The organism is Actinomadura sp. NPDC048021, assembly GCF_040653135.1.
In the GTDB taxonomy this organism is placed as follows: Bacteria; Actinomycetota; Actinomycetes; order Streptosporangiales; family Streptosporangiaceae; genus Spirillospora; species Spirillospora verrucosospora.
Map to the genome: position 1 here is coordinate 96,796 of NZ_JBEZJQ010000007.1, position 19,093 is coordinate 115,888.

Consider the following 19,093-nt stretch of genomic DNA (forward strand, 5'->3'; position numbering starts at 1 on the left):
GCTACTCGTCAGTAACCACTGACGCGCCGCTCAGCGCGCTGATGCCCCGGGTCGGGGTTCTCATGCCCTTGTCCGGCTCATGACTGATGGGTAACGTGACCGGAAATCACCGGAGGAGGGCACGGTGACCCACGCGAGGCCCGCTTACCGGCCGGGGATGCGCCGGCGGCTCGGGCACATCCGCGACCTCGCCGCCCTCCTGCTCGGCACCGGCCTGCTGTTCTCCGGCGGGCCCCGTGGGACGGTCCGCCAGTTCGGCACGCTGCGGCGCTGGGGCACGACGCTCGCCGGGCTGGTCGCCTCCGCCGCCGCCCGCTCCCCGTCCCGCGCCGCCCTGATCGACGACGAGGGCGAGCTGACGTTCGCCGAACTGGACGAGCTCGCCGCCCGCCTCGCCGCGGGCCTGCCGCTGAACGGCCCCCGCCCGCGCGTCGGCGTCCTGTGCCGCAACCACCGCGGCATGGCCCTGACCCTCGTCGCCTGCTCCCGGCGCGGCGCGGAGGTCGTGCTGCTCAACACCGGTTTCGGAACCGGCCAGATCCGCGCCGTGCTCGGCGAGCTGCGCCCCACCCTGCTCGTCGCGGACGCCGAGTTCGCGCCGCTGCTGGCGAACGTCCCGATCGCCCTGCGCCGGAAGGTGGTGTGGGCCGACCGGCGGCCGCCCGCCGCCGCCCCGCTGTCGGCCCCCGTCCCCGCCGCGACGCTGCCGCGGCCCCGCACCGCCCCGGACGCCGTGCCCGCCGACCCCGGGCCGAGCATCGAGGAGATCATCCGGTCGGCCCCGGCGCCCGCCGTCGGGCCGCCGCAGATCCAGAGCCGGACGATCATGCTGAGCTCGGGCACCACCGGCCGCCCGAAGGGAGCCCGCCGCCCGCCCCGGCCCGGCCTGTGGCCGCTGGCCTCGATGACGTCCCGGATCCCGCTGCGCGCCCGGCAGACCATGATCATCGAAGCGCCGCTGTTCCACACCTGGGGCTACGCCGCGCTGCAGATGGCCTGGGCGCTGCGGGCGCCGGTCGTCCTGCACCGCCGGTTCGACCCCGAGCGGACGCTGCGGGCCGTCGCCTCCCACCGGGACGCCGCCCTGTTCGCCGTCCCGGTCATGCTGCAGCGGATCCTCGAACTGGCCCCCGAGGTCCGCGAGCGGTACGACACGTCCTCGCTGCGGATCGCGGCGCTGAGCGGCGCCGCGCTGCCCGGCGACCTCGCGACCCGGTTCATGGACGCGTTCGGCGACCGGCTCTACAACGTCTACGGCTCCACCGAGGCGTCCTGGGTGTCCATCGCCACCCCGCGCGACCTGCGGCTCGACCCGCGCACCGCCGGCCGCCCGCCGCGCAACACCGCCCTGGCGATCCTCGACGAGCAGGGCCGCCGCCTCGGCCGCTCCACCCGCGGGCAGATCTTCGCCGCGAACGAGCTGCTGTTCGAGGGCTACACCGGCGGCGAGCCGATGGAGGTCCGCGACGGCATGCTCGCCACCGGCGACCTCGGCCACGTCGACCACCGCGGCCTGCTGTTCGTGGACGGCCGCAACGACGGCATGGTCGTGTCCGGGGGCGAGAACATCGTCCCCGGCGACGTGGAGGACGCGCTGATGCGGATGCCGGAGATCCGCGAGGTCGCGGTCACCGGCGTGCCCGACCCCGAGTGGGGGCAGCGCCTCGCCGCGTACGTCGTCCTGCGGCCCGGTGCCCGCCTCGACGCCGACGCCGTCCGCGCCTACGTGCACGCCCAGGTCGCCCGCTACGCGGTTCCCCGCGACGTGTTCTTCATCCCCGAGCTGCCCCGCAACGCGACCGGCAAGGTGGTGCACCGCTGGCTCACCGCCCGCCCCGGCGGGTCCGAGCCCGAGGGCCGCGTCCTGTGGCCGCAGCCGCCGCTGTGTTGATCTAGCGCCGGCCCACTTCGCTCGCCTTGCGGCTCGCTCCGTGACCGGGCCTGGGCGAACGCGGCATCGCTTCGCGATCTGCCCGGTTCCGCTCGCCTGCGGCTTCGCTCCACCGGCCAGGTCACGCGTTCGCGCGTGGCCTGGCCGATTCGAGCAGGGCCTAGGCGGCGGGCTCGGCGGCCACCGGCAGCCGGACCGTGATCGACAGGCCGCCGTCCGGCCGCGGGACGGTGTCGATCGAGCCGCCGTGCGCCGTGACCACCGCCCGCACGATCGACAGCCCGAGTCCCGCGCCGTCCCTGGACCCCGTCCGGTCCGCGCGCAGCCGCCGGAACGGCTCGAAGATCGTCGCGACCTCGTAGGACGGGACGGGCCGCCCGGTGTTGACCACCCGCAGGAACGCCTCGCCGTCCCGGACGCCCGTGCGCACCCAGACCCGCCCGTCCCGCACGTTGTACTTCACGGCGTTCTCCACCAGGTTCACGGCGCACCGCTCCAGCAGCACCGGGTCGCCGGCCACCGCCGCCGGACCGAGCCGGGCCTCGACGTCAACGCCCGCCTCCTCCGCCCGGCCGTCGAGCTGGTCGAGGGCGCTGCGCACCACGTCCGGCAGCGGCGTGCCGACACGCGCGTCCGGCTCCCGCTCGGACTTCGCCAGCAGCAGCAGTCCCTCGATGAGCCGCTCGTGGCGCGCGGTGTTGCCGAGCAGGACGTCCGCGAGCGCCCTCGTCTCCGGCGGGCTCCGCCGGCTCGCCAGCGCGACCTCCAGCACCGTCCGGTTGATGGTCAGCGGTGTGCGCAGCTCGTGCGAGGCGTTCGCGACGAACCGGCGCTGGGCGTCGAACGCGCGGTTCAGCCGGTCCAGCATCCGGTCGAAGGTGTCGGCCAGGTCCTTGATCTCGTCCTGCGGGCCGTCCAGCGCGATCCGCTCGTGCAGGTTGCTCTCCGACAGCCGCCGCGCCGTCGCGGTCACCGTGTGCAGCGGCCGCAGCATCCGCCCCGCCACCACGTACCCGATCACCACGCCCAGGACACCCAGCACCAGCATCGTCACCAGGGAGCTCTGCAGGAGCTGCGCCAGGACCTCGTGCTTCTGCCGCGCCAGCTCCCGGTCGGCGTCGGCCTTCAACTTCACCAGCTGGGTGACGTCCCCGTTGACGGCCAGCGCCCGCAGCCGGGTGACGGTCGTCGCGTCCACGTTCTGGCGCGAGGTGAACCGGGCGTCCATCGTCCGGACGGTCAGCAGGTACGTCACCGCGACCAGCGCCGCCGACGTGACGAGGAACAGCGACCCGTACACCAGCGTGAGCCGCGTCCTGACGCTCAGCCTCTTCACCGCGCCTCCAGCCGGTACCCGGACCCCGTCACCGTCTCGATCACCGGCGGCTGCCCGAGCTTGCGCCGCAGCGTCGCCATCGTGACCCGGACGATGTTGCTGAACGGGTCGATGTTCTCGTCCCACGCCCGCTCCAGCAGCCGCTCGGCGCTCACCACGCCGCCCTCCGCCCGCAGCAGCTCCTCCAGCACGGCGAACTCCTTGTTGGTGAGCCGCAGCTCCCGCCCGTCCCGCGCCGCCCTGCGCCGGTGCGGATCGAGCCGGATGCCCCGCCCCTCCAGGACGGGCGGCACCGGCGGCCCCGACCTGCGCGCCAGCGCCCGCACCCGCGCCACCAGCTCGCCGAACACGAACGGCTTGGGCAGGTAGTCGTCGGCGCCGAGCGTCAGCCCGTCCACCCGGTCGTCGACGTCCCCGGACGCGGTCAGCATCAGGATCCGGGTGGGACTCCGCCGCCCCACCAGCTCCCGGCACACGTCGTCCCCGTGGACGGTCGGCAGATCCCGGTCGAGGACGACCACGTCGTACTCGTTGTAGGAGGCGCGCTCCAGCGCGTCGTCGCCGTCGTACACCACGTCCACGGCCATCGCCTCGTCCCGCAGGCCCTCGGCGATCGTGTCCGCGAGCACCCGCTCGTCCTCGACGATCAGTACACGCATGCCGCCGAGCATGACGCGAGGAGGGTTAAACCCCGATAAGGGCGGCGGTCACAGGCCGGCGTGGCTCCAGATCCTGCTCACCGGCTTCGAGAGGAAGAGCAGCAGCAGGGCGAAGTACGAGACGCCGGGGAGCACCGCGACCACGGCGAGGCTCAGTCCGAGCAGCACCACGGCCGACAGGGCGCCGCGGACCGACTCGATCCCGGCCGGATCCGTCTTCGACGCGACGTCCGGGTCCCGGTAGGAGAGCACGGCCAGCGCGGCCTGGCAGGCGGTCGCGACGAGGACGTTCCCGATGTAGAGCATCACGGTGAAGCGGTCGTCCCCCGGATAGGAGGCGACCATCTCCGTGGGGAACGGCAGGACCACGATGGCGAACAGCCATCCCGTGTTCAGCGCCATCAAGCCGCGCGTGTAGCCGCCGATGTGCTCGAACACCCGGTGGTGCACGAACCACAACCGGGTGATCACCACGAAGCTGAGCGCGAACGCCCAGATCTGCGGGAGGTGCCCGGTGACGACCTCCACCGACCGCCGGTGCGCGTGCACCGCCTCCGGCACCACCTCGACCAGCGGCAGCACAAGGAGCGTCACGGCGATCGCGACGACCGCATCAGTGAACAGGACCAGCCGATCAGGATCCCGAGACACCGCCCGTCCCACACCCGGGTCCCTACCCGCGCCGCCGCGTCTTGACCTTGTACCGCCCCAGCTCAGCCGACCGGCAGGACGAGTTCGCCGCGCGCGCGACCGCCCTCCCCGCCCCGGTGCGCCTCCGCGCCCTCGCCGAGCTAGCCTCAGACCATGATCGAGGCCGTGCTGTGGGACGTCGATGACACGATCTTCGATTTCACCGGCTCGGAACGGACCGGACTGCTGCGCCACTTCGAGGCGGAGGGCCTCCCCTCCGACGAGGCCGCCCTGGAGCGCTGGCACCGGATCGCCGAGGCCGCACTTCTGCGCCTCACAGCGGGTCGGCTGACGTACGAGGAGTACCGCCGCGTCAGAGTCCGCACGTTCGTCGACCGTCCGCTGAGCGACATCGAAGCGGACGCCTGGCACGAGCGATACGAGGCGCTGTTCGCAGCGGCATGGTCGGCGTTCCCCGACGCGGCATCGGCGCTGGCCGCGCTTCCTTACCGCCAAGGAATCCTGTCCAACTCCAGCACCGTCCATCAGGAGCGCCGGCTGACGGCCCTGGGCCTCCGCCACCACTTCGAAGTGCTCCTCTGCTCTGACCGGCTCGGCTGCGAGAAACCCGACCCCAGGGCCTTCCAGGCCGCGTGCGCCGCCCTGAAGTTGCCGCCCGCTCGCATCGCCTACGTCGGCGACAAGCTGGACGTGGACGCCGAAGGCGCGCGCAACGCGGGCCTCCACGCCATCTGGCTCGACCGGGCGGAAACGGCGACCCCGACTCCGGCCGGGATACATCGGATCTCGACCTTGACCGAGGTCTCCACGCTCTTGGCAGCCTGCTGAGCCCCGGGCCCGGGTGGCCGGACACGGCGCGATGCCGCCGGCGCCTACTTCAGCGCGAGCGGGTTCACGGGCGAGCCGACGGCGCCGGTGACCTTCAGCGGCGGTGCGGCGAAGAAGAACTCGTGCACGCCGTCGCCCGCGCAGTCCTCCGCGAGGGCCTCCAGGTCGAAGATCTCCCCGAGCGGGAGCCCGACGTCGCGAAGCAGCACGCAGTGCACGGGGCTGGTGACGGCGGGGTCCTCTCCGGGCGCCACCTCGATGCCCCAGTTGTCCATGCCCAGCGCCGCGAGGTCGTGGTCGCGGATCCACCGCACGCAGTCGAGGCCGAGCCCGGGTTCGGTGCTCATCCACCCGGCGGCGTCCCGCTCGACCGCGAACTTCCTCCACCACCCGGTCCGGACCAGCAGGACGTCACCCGCGCGGATCTCGGTGCCCTGCCGTTCCGCGACGGCGTCGAGCGTCTCCGGGCCGATCACGTGGCCGCCCTCCAGCCAGTCGACACCGGCGTGCCGGGCGACGTCGAGCAGGACGCCCCGCCCGGCGATCCCGCCGCCGAGGGCGTCGATCGAGCACCGCGCCGCGCCGTGCGGGCCGACCTCGTCCTCGCCGAACCCGTTGTAGAGCCGGCCGTCGTACCAGACGTGCGCGAACGCGTCCCACTGCGTTCCGGCCTGCAGCGGCATGACGACGTAGTCGTCCGACCACTTCGCACCCCCGGGGTAGTCCTGACCCGCACCGGTCTCGGTCATCATGTGCAGCGGGTTGGTACGGCCGGGGAACGCCTGCGGGCCGTCGGCTCCGAGCGGGATCCCGAGGTCGAACACCGCGCCCTTGCGCACGAGCCGCGCCGCCTCCACGATCTCCCGCGACGTGATGAGGTTGGTGGTGCCGCGCTCGTCGCCGGCGCCCCAGCGGCCCCAGTTGCTGACCTCGGCGCCGATCCGGCGGAAGTCCTCGGAGGTCATCGCGGCGCCCGCTCGCGCTCGTGCAGCGCGACCGCCACGACCAGGTCCTCCCAGGCCATGCCGACGCTCTTGAAGACCCTCGGTCTCGCGTCGTCCATGAGGGCCTCCCCGCGGACGAGGTCGGCCAGTTCGATCAGGCCGGTCTCCTCGATCGCCCCGTGGCCGAGCGCCTGGACCACGTCGCCGGCCTCGGTCGTCGCGACCGTCCGCGACTCGACCACGACGTGTGCGCCCGCCATGACGTCGTCGCCCAGCTCGCGGGCCTCGGGGTGGTGGGAGCCGACGGCGACGACCACGGTCCGCGGGGCCAGCAGCTCCGCCTCGAACAGCGGTTCGCGGGCGCTGGTGCAGCAGAGCACGACGTCGGCCCCGCGCACGTCGCGGGCCGAGCCCGCGCGGGCGCGCAGGCCCTCGTCGGCGCAGCGGCGGACGAGCCGCTCGGTCCGTTCGGAATCACGTCCGGCGACGACCACGTCGCTCAGCCCGTGCAGCGCGTGGAACGTCTCGATGTGGGCGAGCGCCTGCGGCCCGCTGCCGAACACCACGGCCGTGCGGATCGGCCGGGCCGCCATGTGCCGCGCGGCGAGGGCGGACACGGCCGGGGTCCGCAGGAGGGTGAGCTCCCCGCCGTCCAGCGTGGCCACCAGCCGCAGCGTACGGGCGTCCATCAGCAGGTACAGCCCGGAGATGGTCGGGAGCCCCTGGGCCGGGTTGCCCGGCGCCAGGCCGAGCACCTTGACGCCGACGTGGCCGCTGACCTCCGACGGCATCAGCAGCAGTTCGCCGTGGCTCGTCGGCCGGGAGACGCGTCCCTGCTCGTCCGCGGGCCGGAGGCCGCCGAGCAGCGCCCGCTCCAGCGCGTCGACCAGGTGCCGCGCGTCGGCGAGCCGCCGCATCCGCTCGGGGCCGATCCCATCGATGCTCATCGCCGTCCCGCCTCCTCGATCCGAACCTCGGCGCTCTCGTCCGTCGCCGCCACCGTCACCGTGCCCGTGCGCGGGAGCGCGTCGAAGTCGCCGGCGGACAGCACGACGACGGGCATCTCGATCGCGTAGAGCTCGCGGGCCACGATCGCCGCGAGCGCCACGATCGCGTCCGGGCGGCGGAGCAGGACGGCCGCCGGGGCGGCACCGCGCCTGATCTGCTCGGCGAGCACCGTGGAGCTCGAACTCGACCCGCGGCTCGCGGCGAAGGCCAGCACGCGGCCGGCGGCGCGCGCCCCGCGCTGCGGATGGTGGACGTCGGTGATCTCGCCGGTCGCCACGTCGCTGCCGCCCCAGAACGACAGCGGCTCGTCCAACAGCAGCAGGGGAGCGGTCGCCCGCCCCGGGCTGAGCGGTGTCCCGATCACGACGCCTCCCAGAGCGCGGGGTCGCGCACCACGCGGCCCGCGCGGGCGGACAGCACGCACTCGGCGAGCGAGGCGAAGACCACGTCGATGCCGAGATTGGTCGGCGCGTACCACGCCCACTTCGCGGAGTTCGTCATCACCACGCGCGCCGACGCCCGCAGGACCGGGGCGATGTAGGTGCAGGTGTCGACCAGGATCCGTGCTCCGGCGCGGCGGCAGACCGCCGCGTCGCCGGTGCGTTCGGCCTCGGCGAGGACGGCCCGGCTCGTCGAGATCCAGAACTCGACGCCCGCGTCGAACGGCGGCCCGCCGGACAGCAGCGCGGCGAGCGCGCGGAACTCGGCCGCCGAGAAGTGCGGGGTGCCGACGCTGATCGCGTCGAGCCGCCCGTCCGGCGCCGTGGTGAGCTCGTCGCGCGCTGCGCGCAGGTCCGCCGCGGTCACCTCGAAGCGCCGCTCGGCGGCGCGGCCGCGGAAGGCGGTCGCGGCGTCGGGCGCCTCCGGCGTCAGGCCGACCGCGTGGAACAGGGCCACGCCCCCGGCCGAGGCCGCCGCGGCGCCGAACGCCTTCAGCCGGTCCTCGTCCGCGCCGCCGGGCAGCCCGGTCAGCACCGGGACCCGGGTCCCCGACCGGCGGCCGACCAGGTGGCCGAGCGCCGCCCAGGCGACGTCCGTCTCGAACGTCCCGGCGGGCACCCCCGAGCAGTCGAACAGGTCCTGACCGGCGCGGTTCTCGTCCAGGTGCAGGCCCACGAGCGGGGCGAAGCCCGTGACGGCGGCGCAGATGTCGGCGAAGTCGCCGTAGCGGTCGGTACGGGCCCCGAGGACCGAGTTGGCGAACACGATGGCGTTCGACTCCGCCCACGCCACGTGCCGGCCGTACGCCGGCCGCTCCGGGAGCTGGTACGGGGCGCAGGTCCACGTGGGCTTCGCGCCGAGGGCCACGTAGCCGTCCATCAGCCGCCGGGCGTCCGCCCGCTCGCCGGGTTCGCCGCGCACCACGCCCGGGTGCAGCAGGTCCAGCGAGCCGACGTTGAGCGTCGCCCGGACGGCGGTCCGCGCGCCCCCGGCGATCAGCCGTTCGACCAGGTCGATCCCCACCTGCCCGTGGAAGAGGCAGCCGTCGACGTGCGCCGAGTCGATCGGGATCAGCCGGTCGGCGCCGAGCGCGCGGGCGAGCCGGACGATCACCCGCATGGCCAGCGCGGCGCCGTCGCCGCGGTCGCCCGCGAGCATCGCCCGCTGCTCGCCCGTCAGCGCCGGATCGCGGATCGCGCGCGTCATGATGCCTCACCCACCCGTGCGCTCTCGCCCGCCCGTGCGCCCACGCCCGCCTCCGCGCTCTCGTGGACGATCCGGCCGTCCTTGACGACCAGCCGGATCCGCGCCAGGGCGCCGATGTCGGCGGCGGGATCGCCCTCGACCAGCACCAGGTCGGCGAGCTTGCCCACGTCCACCGTGCCGGTGTCGTGCAGGACGTCCATGTTCTCCGCGGCGTTGCGGGTGGCCGCGCGGATCACCTCGGGCGGGGTCAGCCCGTACCGGACCATGAGCTCCAGCTCGCGGACGAGGTCCGTGTGCGGGTTGTACGGGGTGCCCGCGTCGGTGCCGGCCGCGATCTTCAGGCCGGAGCGGACCGCGGCGACGAAGCTCTCCCGGTGCCGTTCCGCCTCGCGGGCGGCCTTCTCGTGCACCCAGGGCGGCATGCCCGCGCCGGTCCCGGCCGTCACGATCGAGGCCACCGCGAGCAGCGTCGGCACGAGGTAGACGCCCCGCGCGACGGCGAGTTCGAGCGCCTCGTCGTCGAGCCGGATGCCGTGCTCGATCGAGTCGACGCCCGCGCGCAGGGCGTTCTTGATCCCCTGGTTGCCGATGGCGTGCACGGTGATCTTCCGCCCCGCGTTGTGCGCCTCCTGCGCCGCGACCGCCAGCTCCTCCTGGACCAGAGCGGTGTTCCCGGGATCCACCCCCGAGGTCAGGACGCCGCCGGTCGCCATCGCCTTGATGAAGTGGGCGCCCGCCTTGAGCTCGGCGCGGGTCGCCGCCCGGACGCCGTCCACCCCGTCGGCCTCGCGCCCGATGAAGTGGCCGTGCCCGCCGGTCATCGTGATCACCCGCCCGGCGGCCCTGACGCGCGGCCCGGGGATCAGGCCGTCGTCGATCCCCTTGGCGACCTCGATCACGACCCCGTCGGCGGCGCCGCAGTCGCGGACGCCGGTCACCCCGGTCCGCAGGGTGAGCGCGGCCGTCGTCGCGCTCTTCAGCGCGGCGAGCGGCAGGGAGTCGGACTCGATCTGCCGGGTGAAGTCCGGCCCGGCGTCGGCGGACAGGTGGACGTGCGAGTTGATCAGCCCCGGCAGCAGGCTGTGGCCGGCGCCGTGGACGATCGCGTGCGCCGGGAACGACGGCGCGGACTCCGCCGGGCCGACCCACGCGATCCGCCTGCGGTCGACGACCACGGCGAGGCCGGGGCGGCCGGGCCCGCCGTGCCCGTCGATCAGGTTCACGTCCCGGATCAGGAAGGCCGCCGGGCCCGCGGGCAGGCGCTCACTCACCGCTACCGTCCTCGGCGGGGTCCTGCGAGGCACGGTTCTGCGTGGCCGGCCCGATGGGGTAGTGGCACGCCGTCCTGCGCGCGTGCGGTGCGACGTCCCGGAGGACCGGCGGCTCCACCGCGCAGCGGCCGCGGTCCCCGTTGGTCCGCGGCCCGTACCGGCAGCGCGGGTGGAACACGCAGCCGGACGGCGGATTCGCCGGGTCGGCGACGTCCTCGCTCGTGAGCCCGCCGGCCGGCGCCGCCAGCGACCGGCCGCTCGGATCGGGACGGCTGTCGCGCAGCAGTTCGGTGTAGGGGTGGCCCGGGCGGGACAGGACGTCGGTCGCCCCCTGCTCGACCAGTGTGCCGAGGTACAGCACGCTCAGGTCGGTGCACATGTACTGCGCGACCGCCAGGTCGTGGGTGATGAAGACGTAGGTCAGCCCCAGCCGTCTCTGCAGGTCGAGCAGCAGCTCCAGGATCTCGGCCTGCACCGAGGTGTCGAGCGAGGAGGTCACCTCGTCGGCGATCACCACCCGGGGCTCGGCGGCCAGGGCGCGCGCGATGACGATGCGCTGGCGCTGGCCGCCGGAGAACTCGTGCGGCAGCCGCCGCGCGGCGGAGGCGTCGAGCGCGACCGACTCCAGCAGCTCGGCGATGCGCTCCCGGTGCCTGCCGGTGCGCAGCCGCCCCCGCGGGTCGATCGCCTCGGCCAGCGCCCGCCCGACGGACATGCGGGGATCCAGCGAGGAGTACGGGTCCTGCGGGACCAGCTGGATCCGGCGGCGGGCCGCGAAGCGCTCCCCGCGCGGCAGCCGGTGGACGTCCGCCCCGCCGAGGCGGACCACGCCGCGCGCCGGGGCGAGCTGCCCCACCAGCACCCGGGCCAGCGTCGACTTGCCGGAGCCTGACTCGCCCACGACCCCCATCGTGCGGCCGCGGGCGATCGCGACGCTCACGTCGTGCAGGACGTTGCGGGAGCGCGCGCCGTAACCGGCCGAAACCCCCTCGGCGCTCAGCACGGTGTCGCCCGGTTCGTCGGTGTGGGTCATGTCCGGACCTCCGGGGTCGGTGTCTCGGCGTGGCAGGCGACCGCGTTGCCCGAGGGCTCGGCGACCAGCGCGGGAACGACCTCGGCGCAGACGGGCGTGGCCAGCGGGCACCGGGGCGCGAAGGCGCAGCCCGCGCCCCGGGCCTCGGCGGACGGGGCGCGTCCGGGAAGCGGCACGAGCCGGGCGCCGTCCAGGTCCGTCGCCGCGTCGGGCGAGGCGGCCAGGAGGGCGCGGGTGTAGGGGTGCCGTACGTCGCGCCGGCGGAGGTCCTCCACCGACACCTCCTCCACGACGCGCCCGGCGTACATCACGCAGACCCGGTCGCAGAGCGCGGACACCACGCCGATGTCGTGCGAGATGAGCAGGATCGCCGTGCCGTGCGCGAGGTTGATCTGCTTCAGCAGGCGCAGCACGTCCGCCTGCACGGTGACGTCCAGCGCGGTGGTCGGCTCGTCGGCGATGATCAGTTTCGGCTCGTGCATGATCGCCGCGGCGATCATCGCGCGCTGCCGCATGCCGCCGGAGAGCTCGTGCGGATACTGGCGCATCCGCAGCTCGGGCGAGGACACCCGCGTCTCGGTCAGCCGGGCGACCGCGAGCGCGTCCGCCTGCCGCCGGGACGTCTTCGTGTGCGCCCGGAGGACCTCGGTGAGCTGGGTGCCGATCCGCAGCGCGGGGTTGAAGCTGCTCGACGGGTCCTGGAAGACGATCCCGACTTCGGTGGCCAGCCGCGCGGGCGGGGCCTTCGCCGGGTCGGCCAGATCGATGCCGCCGACGTCGAGGCGCTCCGCCGACCAGTCCAGCTCGCGGGGGAGGAGCCGCGCGAGCGCGAGCGCGGTCAGGCTCTTGCCGGAGCCGGACTCGCCGACGATGCCGACGATCTCTCCGGCGCCGACGGTCAGCGAGACCTCGTGGATCAGCTCCCGGCCGTCGGGCCGGCGGACCGACAGGCCCTGGACGGACGCTGCCGCGGCGCGTTCCGGCCCGGCGCCGCCGGACGGTGCCCGGCCCGCCGGTGCTCGGCGCGGCGGTGCGGGGGCGGGCGTGGTCCGCCGCGGCGGTGGCGCCCCGCGCGGATCCAGGTGCCGGACGAGCCCGTCGCCCACGAGGCCGGCGGCGAGTCCGGTGACCAGGATCGCCAGGGCGGGACCGAGCGCCTCGCCCGGATTGTCGTAGATGTTGCGCAGCCCGCTCGCCAGCAGGCTGCCCCAGTCGTACGCCGGCGGCTGGACGCTCAGCCCGAGGAAGCTGAGCCCGGAGACCGTCAGCACGCTGGTCGCGAACCCCACCGAGACGAGCACGAGCAGGGGCGCGGCGATGTTCGGCACCACGTGCCGGGTCAGGGCGCGGACCCGGCCGACGCCCAGCAGGCGCGCGACCGCGACGTAGTCCCGCTGGTTCACCGACAGCGCGAGCCGGTTCGTCAGCCGCGCGAACTGCGGGCAGAACGCCAGGCCGAGCGCGCCGACCACGGAGGCGCGCCCCGGCGAGAGGATCGCGGTGAACGTCAGCGCGATGATGATCGGCGGGAACGACAGCAGCAGGTCGATGACCCGGTCGCCCACCGCGCGGACGGCCGTTCCGGCGGCCGCGATCCCCGCCCCGAGCAGCGTGCCGAGCACCGCGGCGATCGCGGTGGCGGCGGTCGCCATCTCGACCGTCAGCCGCGTCGCGACGACGGTCCGCCAGAACACGTCGCGCCCCAGCGCGTCGGTGCCCAGCCAGTGCGCGCCGGAGGGACCCTGGCGGATGTCGGCGGTCAGCGCGTCGGCGCGTCCCTGCCACAGCATCGGCGCGACGATGGCGACCACCAGGATCAGGGCGGCCAGGACGAGGCCGGCGACGAGCGGCGCCGGCAGCCGGTTGCGTCTCATGAGCGTGTCCTCGTCAGCACTCGCGGATCGAGCAGGCCCAGCGCGACGTCGACGATCAGGTTGATCAGGACGGCGACCAGCCCGAGGACGAGGATGATCCCCTGGACCTCCGGATAGTCGCGCTTGACGATCGCGCGGACGATCTCCGAGCCGATGCCGGGCATGTTGAAGACGTTCTCGGCGACGACCGTCCCGCCGAGCAGCGCGACGAGGATGAGGCCGCCGAGCGTCAGCGTGCTGGTCACGACGTTGGGGACCACATGCCGAAGCAGCAGTCGCGTGTTCGTCAGCCGCTTGCTCATCGCCATCGTGATGTAGTCCTGGGACAGCACCGTCGCGGTCTCGTTGCGCACCAGACGGGTGAGCACCGCGGCCGGCGCGATGGCGATGGACAGGGCGGGCAGGATCATCGAGGTGAACCCCGCGCCGCCCTGCACGGGCAGCCAGCGCAGGGTCAGCGCGAACACGAAGACCAGCAGGGTCCCGGCGACGTACTCCGGCATGGCGCCGAGGACCGAGGCGCCGACGCCGAACGACGACGTCGCGGCGCGGGCGCGTCCGCGCTGCTGCGCGACCCCGACGGCGGTGCCGAGCGGTATCGCCACGGCCAGCACGACGACCAGCGCGCTCGTCGCCAGCGCGATCGTGAGCGGCAGCCGCTGGGCGAGCATCGCCGACACCGGCTGGCCGGTGGTGAAGGAGGCGCCGAGGTCGCCGTGCGCCAGCCCGCCGAGGTAGGAGCCGAACTGCCGCCACCAGGGCTCGGTCAGCCCGAGCCGCTCGCGGACCTGCCGCACCTCCTCCTCGCCGGCGGTCAGCCCGACGATCTGCCGGGCCGGATCGCCCGGCACCCAGCGAACGATCATGAAGGTCACGACGACGAGGAAGGCGAGCACGGCGGCGACGCCGCCGAGACGCCGGGCGAGGTAGCCGGTCCACGGGGAACCGGCCACCCGCCGGGCGAGACCGCGGCTCGCCACCGACGCGCCGGCGGCGGTCGGCACCATCAGCCGCCCGCCTTGGCGACGCGGATCGAGGCCGGCACCGCGAACCCGTTGACGACGCTGCCGCTCGTGCCGCCCGCGAACAGGACGTGCACCGGCGCGGTGGCCAGCGGCAGGACGTCGACGTTGCGCAGCAGCGACTGCTGGAAGGTCGTCAGCGCGGCGCACTTCTCCTCGGCCGAGCCGGTCGCGGCCCGGTCGTAGGCCCGCGCCGCCTCCGGGTTGTTCGTCGCGCCGATGTTGAGGCCCTTCGGCGGCGCGTCGTGCACGAAGAACTGCCCGACGGGCAGGAAGCTCGACAGCCGGTTGCCGTACACGAAGATCGTGACGTCCCAGTCGTTCTTGCCGCTGAACAGGTCGGACACCCACGCCTGGTTGTCCATCGTGCGGACCGTCGCGGAGGCGCCGGCGGCCTGCAGCGCGGACATGACCTGGTCGTTGGCCGCGCCGCCGGCCAGGATGTTGGTGCCGATGACCTGGAGCTTCACGCCCTTGAGGGCCTTGGCCGCAGCGGCCGCGTCGTACTTGGGGACCAGGGCGTTCGAGCCGCTGTCGAAGCACTCGTAGGTGGGGCGGCCGACGCTGGAGATCAGCGTGCCGGAGCCGAAGCTCTGCACCTTGTTCAGAACGGAACGATCCAAGGCCTGGGCGATCGCGAGCCGGACGTCGCGCTCGGCGGTCGGATGGCCGGCGGTCTCGTTGAAGACGAGCATCGTGTCGGACTGCGGCGACGTGCGGACGGTGATCCCGCCGGTCGACTTGAACCGGTCCCACGCGTTGGAGGTGAACGAGGGGATCTGGAGCTCGCCGGTGGAGGTCAGGTTGGCCCGGGTGTTCTCGTCGTCCACGACCTTGAGCACCAGCTTCTTCGGCGGCTCGCCCGCCGTCTGGCCGGCGTACGCCGGGCCCCACGTGTACTGCGGCCGCCGGGTCAGCGTGTAGCTGGAGCCGGTGACCTGCGACTCGGAGACGAAGGCGCCCGTGCCGGCGGACTTCGTCCGCAGGCTCGACGGGTCCTTCATGCCGGACGGGCAGACGATGCCGGCGAACGGCCCCGTCATCCCGGGCGCCAGGTCCGACCACGCCTTCGCCAGCGTGATCGTCACCGAGTCCGCGGTCGACGTCGCCTTCGCCGAGTTGCCCGGGCCGATCGCCTGGCGCACGAGCGGCGCCTTGGTCGCCGGATCGAAGAGCCGGTTCAGCGACGCCGCCACCATCGCGCCGGTCAGCGCCGTGCCGTCCGAGCAGGTGACGCCGCTCCGGAGGTGGAAGGTGGCGGTCTTCGGGGTGGACTTCCAGGTGTCCGACAGCCCGGGGACGAGCTTCCCGGACGGGTCGAAGGCGACCAGCGTGTCGTACAGCGCGGCGAGGGCGACGGAGTCCTGGAACGTGCTCGCCTGGGTCGGGTCGTAGCTGCTGACCGGGCCGTCGAGGGTCATGGAGACGACGCCGTTCGTGACGTTCGGCGGCGCCTTGGCGGCGGAGTCCGAGGCTCCGCCGCAACCGGCGGCGAGGGCCGCGCTGACGGAGACACTCGCGACGACTGCCCGATGCCCCATTCGAATTCTCATGGTGGTCCTTCGGTGATGTGCCGGATGGGAGGTGCGGTGCCCCGGGAGCCGGGCGCCTGGCCGTGTTCATCAAAGTGAACTTGTGTCGGCCATGGTGACGATCCGGCTATCCGATGTCAATATGTTGAACGCACGAATCAGGCGCAGCCGGAACGGCTGCGCCTGGGTGTTCCGTCTGTCAGAACGACGGTGGGGTCATCGCGCCGACGAGCACGGCGTTGCGGTCGGTGGCGTTGCGGTACCAGTGCGACAGGCCGGAGTCGTAGGTGATCGAGTCGCCCTCGTAGAGCGTGTGGACGGTGCCCGCGATGGACACCATCAGCTCGCCCTCGGTGATCAGGATGCACTCCTCGCCGGGGTGCTCGAACGGCGCGCTCTCGTTGCTCCACCCGGCGGCGACCTGCGCCTTGATCATGCCGAGCCGTCCGTTCATGTGCGGCGTGATCAGGGTGTACTCGAGGTTCTCGTCGGCCAGCAGCAGACGCCGGTGGGTGCCCGCGCGGACCAGGGCGCCGGCCTCGGTGTCGGCGAGGAAGAACCGGCCGACCGGCACGTCGAGCGCCTGCGACAGCTTCACGAGCGTCGTGAAGGAGGGGTTTCCCTGGCCGCGCTCGATCTGGCTCAGCAGGCCGGGGCTCAGGTCGGAGGCCTGGGCGAGGGCGGCGATGCTGAGGCCGGCGGTGCGGCGCAGCTCGCGCACGAGGTTGCCCACGACCGCCATGGACGGCGTCGGCGGCGTCGGGTCGCCCGGTCTACCGGCCTCTGTCGGCCTTGCGCTGCGCGGCATGGTGACAGCCTGCCCGACCCGGGCAGGTGGCGTCAATATATTGAACAGCGCGAAGCGTCGGCGTCGGGAACGACCTCGTCCTTGACGCCCTTCTCGACGTAAGTATAGCTTACGCCCCCTAAGTGACAGTAACGATGTGGTGAACCGCCACGACGACCGAGGGGGCGCTGACCAGCGTGTTCGAAACCTCCCTGAGCGGTCTGCTCACCGGCCGGGTCGCCCTGGTCACCGGTGCGGCCGGCGCGCTCGGCGAATCGATCTGCCGCGCCCTCACCCGGGCGGGCGCCGAGGTCGTCGGCGTCGACCTGGCCGAGGGCGGCGCCTGCGACTTCGTCGCGGACGTGGCGACGGCCGAGGGCAACCGGCTCATGGTCGCCGAGGCCCTGCGCCGCCACGGGCGCCTCGACGTGCTGGTCCTCAACGCCGGCGTGCAGTTCGTCGCGCCGATCCCCGAGTTCCCCGAGGAGCAGTGGGACCGGCTCATGGACGTGATGGTCAAGGGCCCGTTCCTGGCCATGAAGGCCGCCTGGGCGGAACTGACCGGCCGCCCGGCGTCGCGCGTCCTGATCACCTCCTCCGTCTCCGGCCTGGTGGCCGAGCCGTTCAAGGCCGCCTACGTCTCGGCCAAGCACGCGGTCAACGGCCTCACCAAGGTCGCCGCGCTGGAGGGGGCGCCGCACGGACTGACCGTCAACGCGGTCGCCCCCGGCTGGATGTCGACGCCGATGGTCGAGCGCCAGCTGCCGGAGCAGATGGCGCTGCGCGGCCTCACCCGCGAGCAGGTGCTGGAGCTGCTGCTCGACCGCCAGCCCGTCAAACGCCTGATCGGCACGGACGAGGTCGCCGCCCTCTTCGCGTTCCTCGCCAGTGATCTTTCCTCCGCGGTGACCGGCGTCTGCCTACCGGCGGACCTCGGCACGCTCGCGTCCTGAAGTACCCACCGTTACCGAAGGGATCAGCCATGTTGCGCGACAAGTACGAGCCGTGCGTCCTCACCGCCGCCGTGACCGGCGGCGACGTCCTCCCGAGCCAGAGCCCGCACATCCCGTGCGGCGCGGAGGCCATCATCGAGGAGGCCGTCGCCGCCGCCGAGGCGGGCGCCACGTGCGTCCACCTCCACGCCCGCGAGCCCGACGGCCGCCCCTCCGGCGACCCCGGCCTGTTCCGCGAGATCGTGGCCGGCGTCCGCGAGCGGTCCGACGCCGTCATCAACATCAGCACCGGCGGCACCCCGGGGATGCCCGAGGAGCAGCGCCTGGCCGGCATCCGCGCCTGCCGGCCGGAGATCGGCACCCTGAACCTCGGGACGATGAACTACGAGGGCTTCCCGGACAGGGCGCGCTGGCCGAAGGTGCGGCACGCCTGGGAGCAGGAGGTCCTGGACAAGTCCGGCGAGGGCGTGTTCACCAACACGCTCGGCACCATCCGCCGCTTCGCCGCCGAGTTCCGCGACCTGGGCGTGACGCCGGAGCTGGAGGCCTACGACCTCGGGCACCTGTCCATGATCCGCTTCCTGCTCGACGAGGGCACCCTTGAGGGGCCCGTGCGGATCCAGCTCGTGCTGGGCGTGCTCGGCGGCGCCGGCAACGCCCTCGACGACTTCTTCATTCTGTCCCAGGCGGCCGCCCGTATCCTCGGACCCGACGCTGCGAGCCTCAGCGTGGCCGCGACCGGTTTCCCGGGCGAGTTCCGCCATGTCGCGACCGCGCTGTCGTGGGGCGCCGACTGCCGGGTGGGCCTGGAGGACAACATCCGGGTCCGCCGCGACCGGCAGGCGGAGAGCAACGCGGAACTCGTCCACGTCGCCACCGGCCTCGCCGATCTGCTGGCCAGGCCGATCGCGACGCCCGACGCGCTGCGCAGCGAGCTCGGACCCTGGTACAAGGCCTCATAGAGGAGTGGAAGCGCATTGGCTGCTCGACCGCCGGCACATCACCAGAGCGGCAACAAGCGCCCCGGCCACTTCGGCGGTCCGCCCGCCGAGGGGGCCCGCGGCGACGAGGCGCCGGACGGTGACGCCGACGCCGTCAAGACGCTGCTCGGCCGCAACATCAACAGCCTGCGGACCCAGCGCGGAATGGCGGTCCGGGACCTGGCCGAGCAGGCCGGCGTGTCGGCGGCGTTCATCTCGCAGGTCGAGCACGGAACGGCGTCGCCCTCGGTGCCGACCCTGGTCCGCATCGCGCAGGCGCTGCGGGCCCACATCGGCGACCTGTTCCAGGCGACGCTGTCGCGCAGCCAGATCGTCCGGCACGACGAACGCGCCGCGTACGAGTACCCGGACCGCGGCATCACCGAGGCCCAGGTCAGTTCGGACGCCAGCGGATGCCTGGAAGTGCTGTGGGTGAAGCTCGAACCCGGCGGCGGGACCGGCCCGGAGCTGTTCGCCCACGGCGCGGACACCGAGTTCGTGTTCGTCCTCAAGGGGCAGGTCGCCATCACCGTCGGGTCGGAGACCCACCGCCTGTCCGCCGGGGACAGCCTCACCTTCCCCGGCAAGGACGTCCACGGCAGCCAGAACCTGTCCCGCGGTTCGTCGGAACTGCTCTGGGTGCAGACGCCCGCCTCGTACTAGAAGAGGTCTCGGCG

Annotated in this window: 18 protein-coding genes; 5 read left to right on the forward strand and 13 right to left on the reverse strand. The window is 73.6% G+C overall.

Going from position 1 to position 19,093, the window contains the following annotated elements; genetic code table 11:
* Nucleotides 1-124: 124 nt before the first annotated feature.
* Nucleotides 125-1,891, forward strand: a complete 1,767-nt coding sequence (locus tag AB0C87_RS13720; RefSeq protein WP_360577669.1) for an AMP-binding protein — start codon at nt 125-127, stop codon at nt 1,889-1,891.
* 160 nt (nt 1,892-2,051) lie between these two features.
* On the opposite strand, the gene AB0C87_RS13725 is transcribed toward AB0C87_RS13720, so the two are convergent.
* Genes AB0C87_RS13725 through AB0C87_RS13735 form a run of 3 tightly spaced genes read right to left on the reverse strand, consistent with a single transcriptional unit; the run spans nt 2,052 to nt 4,537 of the window.
* Entirely contained in the window at nt 2,052-3,227 is a 1,176-nt protein-coding gene (locus AB0C87_RS13725; protein ID WP_345177406.1) for an ATP-binding protein, read from the reverse strand.
* Complete coding sequence (locus AB0C87_RS13730; protein WP_185025848.1) at nt 3,224-3,886, reverse strand: response regulator transcription factor; 663 nt, start codon at nt 3,884-3,886, stop codon at nt 3,224-3,226. Before AB0C87_RS13730 ends, AB0C87_RS13725 begins: the two co-directional genes overlap by 4 nt.
* 48 nt (nt 3,887-3,934) lie before the next feature.
* Entirely contained in the window at nt 3,935-4,537 is a 603-nt protein-coding gene (locus tag AB0C87_RS13735; RefSeq protein WP_353832605.1) for a TMEM175 family protein, read from the reverse strand.
* A gap of 153 nt (nt 4,538-4,690) precedes the next feature.
* On the opposite strand from AB0C87_RS13735, the gene AB0C87_RS13740 reads away from it, so the two are divergent.
* Nucleotides 4,691-5,365: an HAD family hydrolase gene (locus AB0C87_RS13740; RefSeq protein ID WP_360577671.1), complete on the forward strand. Its 675-nt coding sequence runs from the start codon at nt 4,691-4,693 to the stop codon at nt 5,363-5,365.
* 44 nt (nt 5,366-5,409) lie between these two features.
* Here the strand turns inward: AB0C87_RS13740 and AB0C87_RS13745 are convergent, their stop codons facing one another.
* The 10 genes from AB0C87_RS13745 to AB0C87_RS13790 all read right to left on the reverse strand — a co-directional run bounded on the left by AB0C87_RS13745 (nt 5,410) and on the right by AB0C87_RS13790 (nt 16,504).
* On the reverse strand, nt 5,410-6,330 hold the full coding sequence (locus AB0C87_RS13745) for a cyclase family protein (RefSeq protein ID WP_353832603.1): 921 nt from the start codon (nt 6,328-6,330) through the stop codon (nt 5,410-5,412).
* Complete coding sequence (locus AB0C87_RS13750) at nt 6,327-7,256, reverse strand: ornithine cyclodeaminase family protein (protein WP_360577673.1); 930 nt, start codon at nt 7,254-7,256, stop codon at nt 6,327-6,329. The genes AB0C87_RS13745 and AB0C87_RS13750 overlap by 4 nt, the downstream gene beginning before the upstream one ends.
* The gene (locus AB0C87_RS13755; RefSeq protein WP_353832601.1) at nt 7,253-7,681 is read right to left on the reverse strand and encodes a DUF126 domain-containing protein; all 429 of its coding nucleotides are present in this window, start codon (nt 7,679-7,681) and stop codon (nt 7,253-7,255) included. The genes AB0C87_RS13750 and AB0C87_RS13755 overlap by 4 nt, the downstream gene beginning before the upstream one ends.
* Nucleotides 7,678-8,964 (reverse strand): aconitase X catalytic domain-containing protein, encoded by a 1,287-nt coding sequence (locus AB0C87_RS13760; protein WP_360577675.1) that lies wholly within the window; start codon nt 8,962-8,964, stop codon nt 7,678-7,680. The genes AB0C87_RS13755 and AB0C87_RS13760 overlap by 4 nt, the downstream gene beginning before the upstream one ends.
* Nucleotides 8,961-10,235 (reverse strand): amidohydrolase family protein, encoded by a 1,275-nt coding sequence (locus AB0C87_RS13765; protein ID WP_353835456.1) that lies wholly within the window; start codon nt 10,233-10,235, stop codon nt 8,961-8,963. The genes AB0C87_RS13760 and AB0C87_RS13765 overlap by 4 nt, the downstream gene beginning before the upstream one ends.
* Nucleotides 10,228-11,268, reverse strand: a complete 1,041-nt coding sequence (locus AB0C87_RS13770) for an ABC transporter ATP-binding protein (protein ID WP_360577678.1) — start codon at nt 11,266-11,268, stop codon at nt 10,228-10,230. The genes AB0C87_RS13765 and AB0C87_RS13770 overlap by 8 nt, the downstream gene beginning before the upstream one ends.
* Complete coding sequence (locus AB0C87_RS13775) at nt 11,265-13,142, reverse strand: dipeptide/oligopeptide/nickel ABC transporter permease/ATP-binding protein (RefSeq protein ID WP_360577680.1); 1,878 nt, start codon at nt 13,140-13,142, stop codon at nt 11,265-11,267. Before AB0C87_RS13775 ends, AB0C87_RS13770 begins: the two co-directional genes overlap by 4 nt.
* The gene (locus AB0C87_RS13780) at nt 13,139-14,149 is read right to left on the reverse strand and encodes an ABC transporter permease (protein WP_345177382.1); all 1,011 of its coding nucleotides are present in this window, start codon (nt 14,147-14,149) and stop codon (nt 13,139-13,141) included. The genes AB0C87_RS13775 and AB0C87_RS13780 overlap by 4 nt, the downstream gene beginning before the upstream one ends.
* Nucleotides 14,149-15,705, reverse strand: a complete 1,557-nt coding sequence (locus AB0C87_RS13785) for an ABC transporter substrate-binding protein (protein WP_360577682.1) — start codon at nt 15,703-15,705, stop codon at nt 14,149-14,151. The genes AB0C87_RS13780 and AB0C87_RS13785 overlap by 1 nt, the downstream gene beginning before the upstream one ends.
* Nucleotides 15,706-15,895: 190 nt before the next feature.
* Nucleotides 15,896-16,504 (reverse strand): helix-turn-helix domain-containing protein, encoded by a 609-nt coding sequence (locus AB0C87_RS13790; protein ID WP_353835461.1) that lies wholly within the window; start codon nt 16,502-16,504, stop codon nt 15,896-15,898.
* Between the two features lie 176 nt (nt 16,505-16,680).
* Here AB0C87_RS13790 and AB0C87_RS13795 point away from each other — a divergent pair, with 176 nt between their 5' ends.
* From AB0C87_RS13795 to AB0C87_RS13805, 3 genes are read left to right on the forward strand one after another with little or no spacing between them, the layout of a single operon-like run.
* Nucleotides 16,681-17,436, forward strand: coding sequence for an SDR family oxidoreductase (locus AB0C87_RS13795; RefSeq protein ID WP_353835462.1), 756 nt, complete (start codon nt 16,681-16,683; stop codon nt 17,434-17,436).
* 29 nt (nt 17,437-17,465) lie between these two features.
* The gene (locus AB0C87_RS13800) at nt 17,466-18,398 is read left to right on the forward strand and encodes a 3-keto-5-aminohexanoate cleavage protein (protein ID WP_360577684.1); all 933 of its coding nucleotides are present in this window, start codon (nt 17,466-17,468) and stop codon (nt 18,396-18,398) included.
* 15 nt (nt 18,399-18,413) lie between these two features.
* Nucleotides 18,414-19,079 (forward strand): XRE family transcriptional regulator, encoded by a 666-nt coding sequence (locus tag AB0C87_RS13805; RefSeq protein WP_345177370.1) that lies wholly within the window; start codon nt 18,414-18,416, stop codon nt 19,077-19,079.
* Nucleotides 19,080-19,093: the final 14 nt, after the last annotated feature.

Coding starts and splice junctions, on each gene's coding strand:
- AB0C87_RS13730 (WP_185025848.1), bottom strand. CDS start 3,886: ATGCGTGTACTGATCGTCGAGGACGAGCGGGTGCTCGCGGACACGATC.
- AB0C87_RS13740 (WP_360577671.1), top strand. CDS start 4,691: ATGATCGAGGCCGTGCTGTGGGACGTCGATGACACGATCTTCGATTTC.
- AB0C87_RS13745 (WP_353832603.1), bottom strand. CDS start 6,330: ATGACCTCCGAGGACTTCCGCCGGATCGGCGCCGAGGTCAGCAACTGG.
- AB0C87_RS13750 (WP_360577673.1), bottom strand. CDS start 7,256: ATGAGCATCGATGGGATCGGCCCCGAGCGGATGCGGCGGCTCGCCGAC.
- AB0C87_RS13760 (WP_360577675.1), bottom strand. CDS start 8,964: ATGACGCGCGCGATCCGCGATCCGGCGCTGACGGGCGAGCAGCGGGCG.
- AB0C87_RS13770 (WP_360577678.1), bottom strand. CDS start 11,268: ATGACCCACACCGACGAACCGGGCGACACCGTGCTGAGCGCCGAGGGG.
- AB0C87_RS13775 (WP_360577680.1), bottom strand. CDS start 13,142: ATGAGACGCAACCGGCTGCCGGCGCCGCTCGTCGCCGGCCTCGTCCTG.
- AB0C87_RS13780 (WP_345177382.1), bottom strand. CDS start 14,149: ATGGTGCCGACCGCCGCCGGCGCGTCGGTGGCGAGCCGCGGTCTCGCC.
- AB0C87_RS13785 (WP_360577682.1), bottom strand. CDS start 15,705: ATGGGGCATCGGGCAGTCGTCGCGAGTGTCTCCGTCAGCGCGGCCCTC.
- AB0C87_RS13790 (WP_353835461.1), bottom strand. CDS start 16,504: ATGCCGCGCAGCGCAAGGCCGACAGAGGCCGGTAGACCGGGCGACCCG.
- AB0C87_RS13800 (WP_360577684.1), top strand. CDS start 17,466: ATGTTGCGCGACAAGTACGAGCCGTGCGTCCTCACCGCCGCCGTGACC.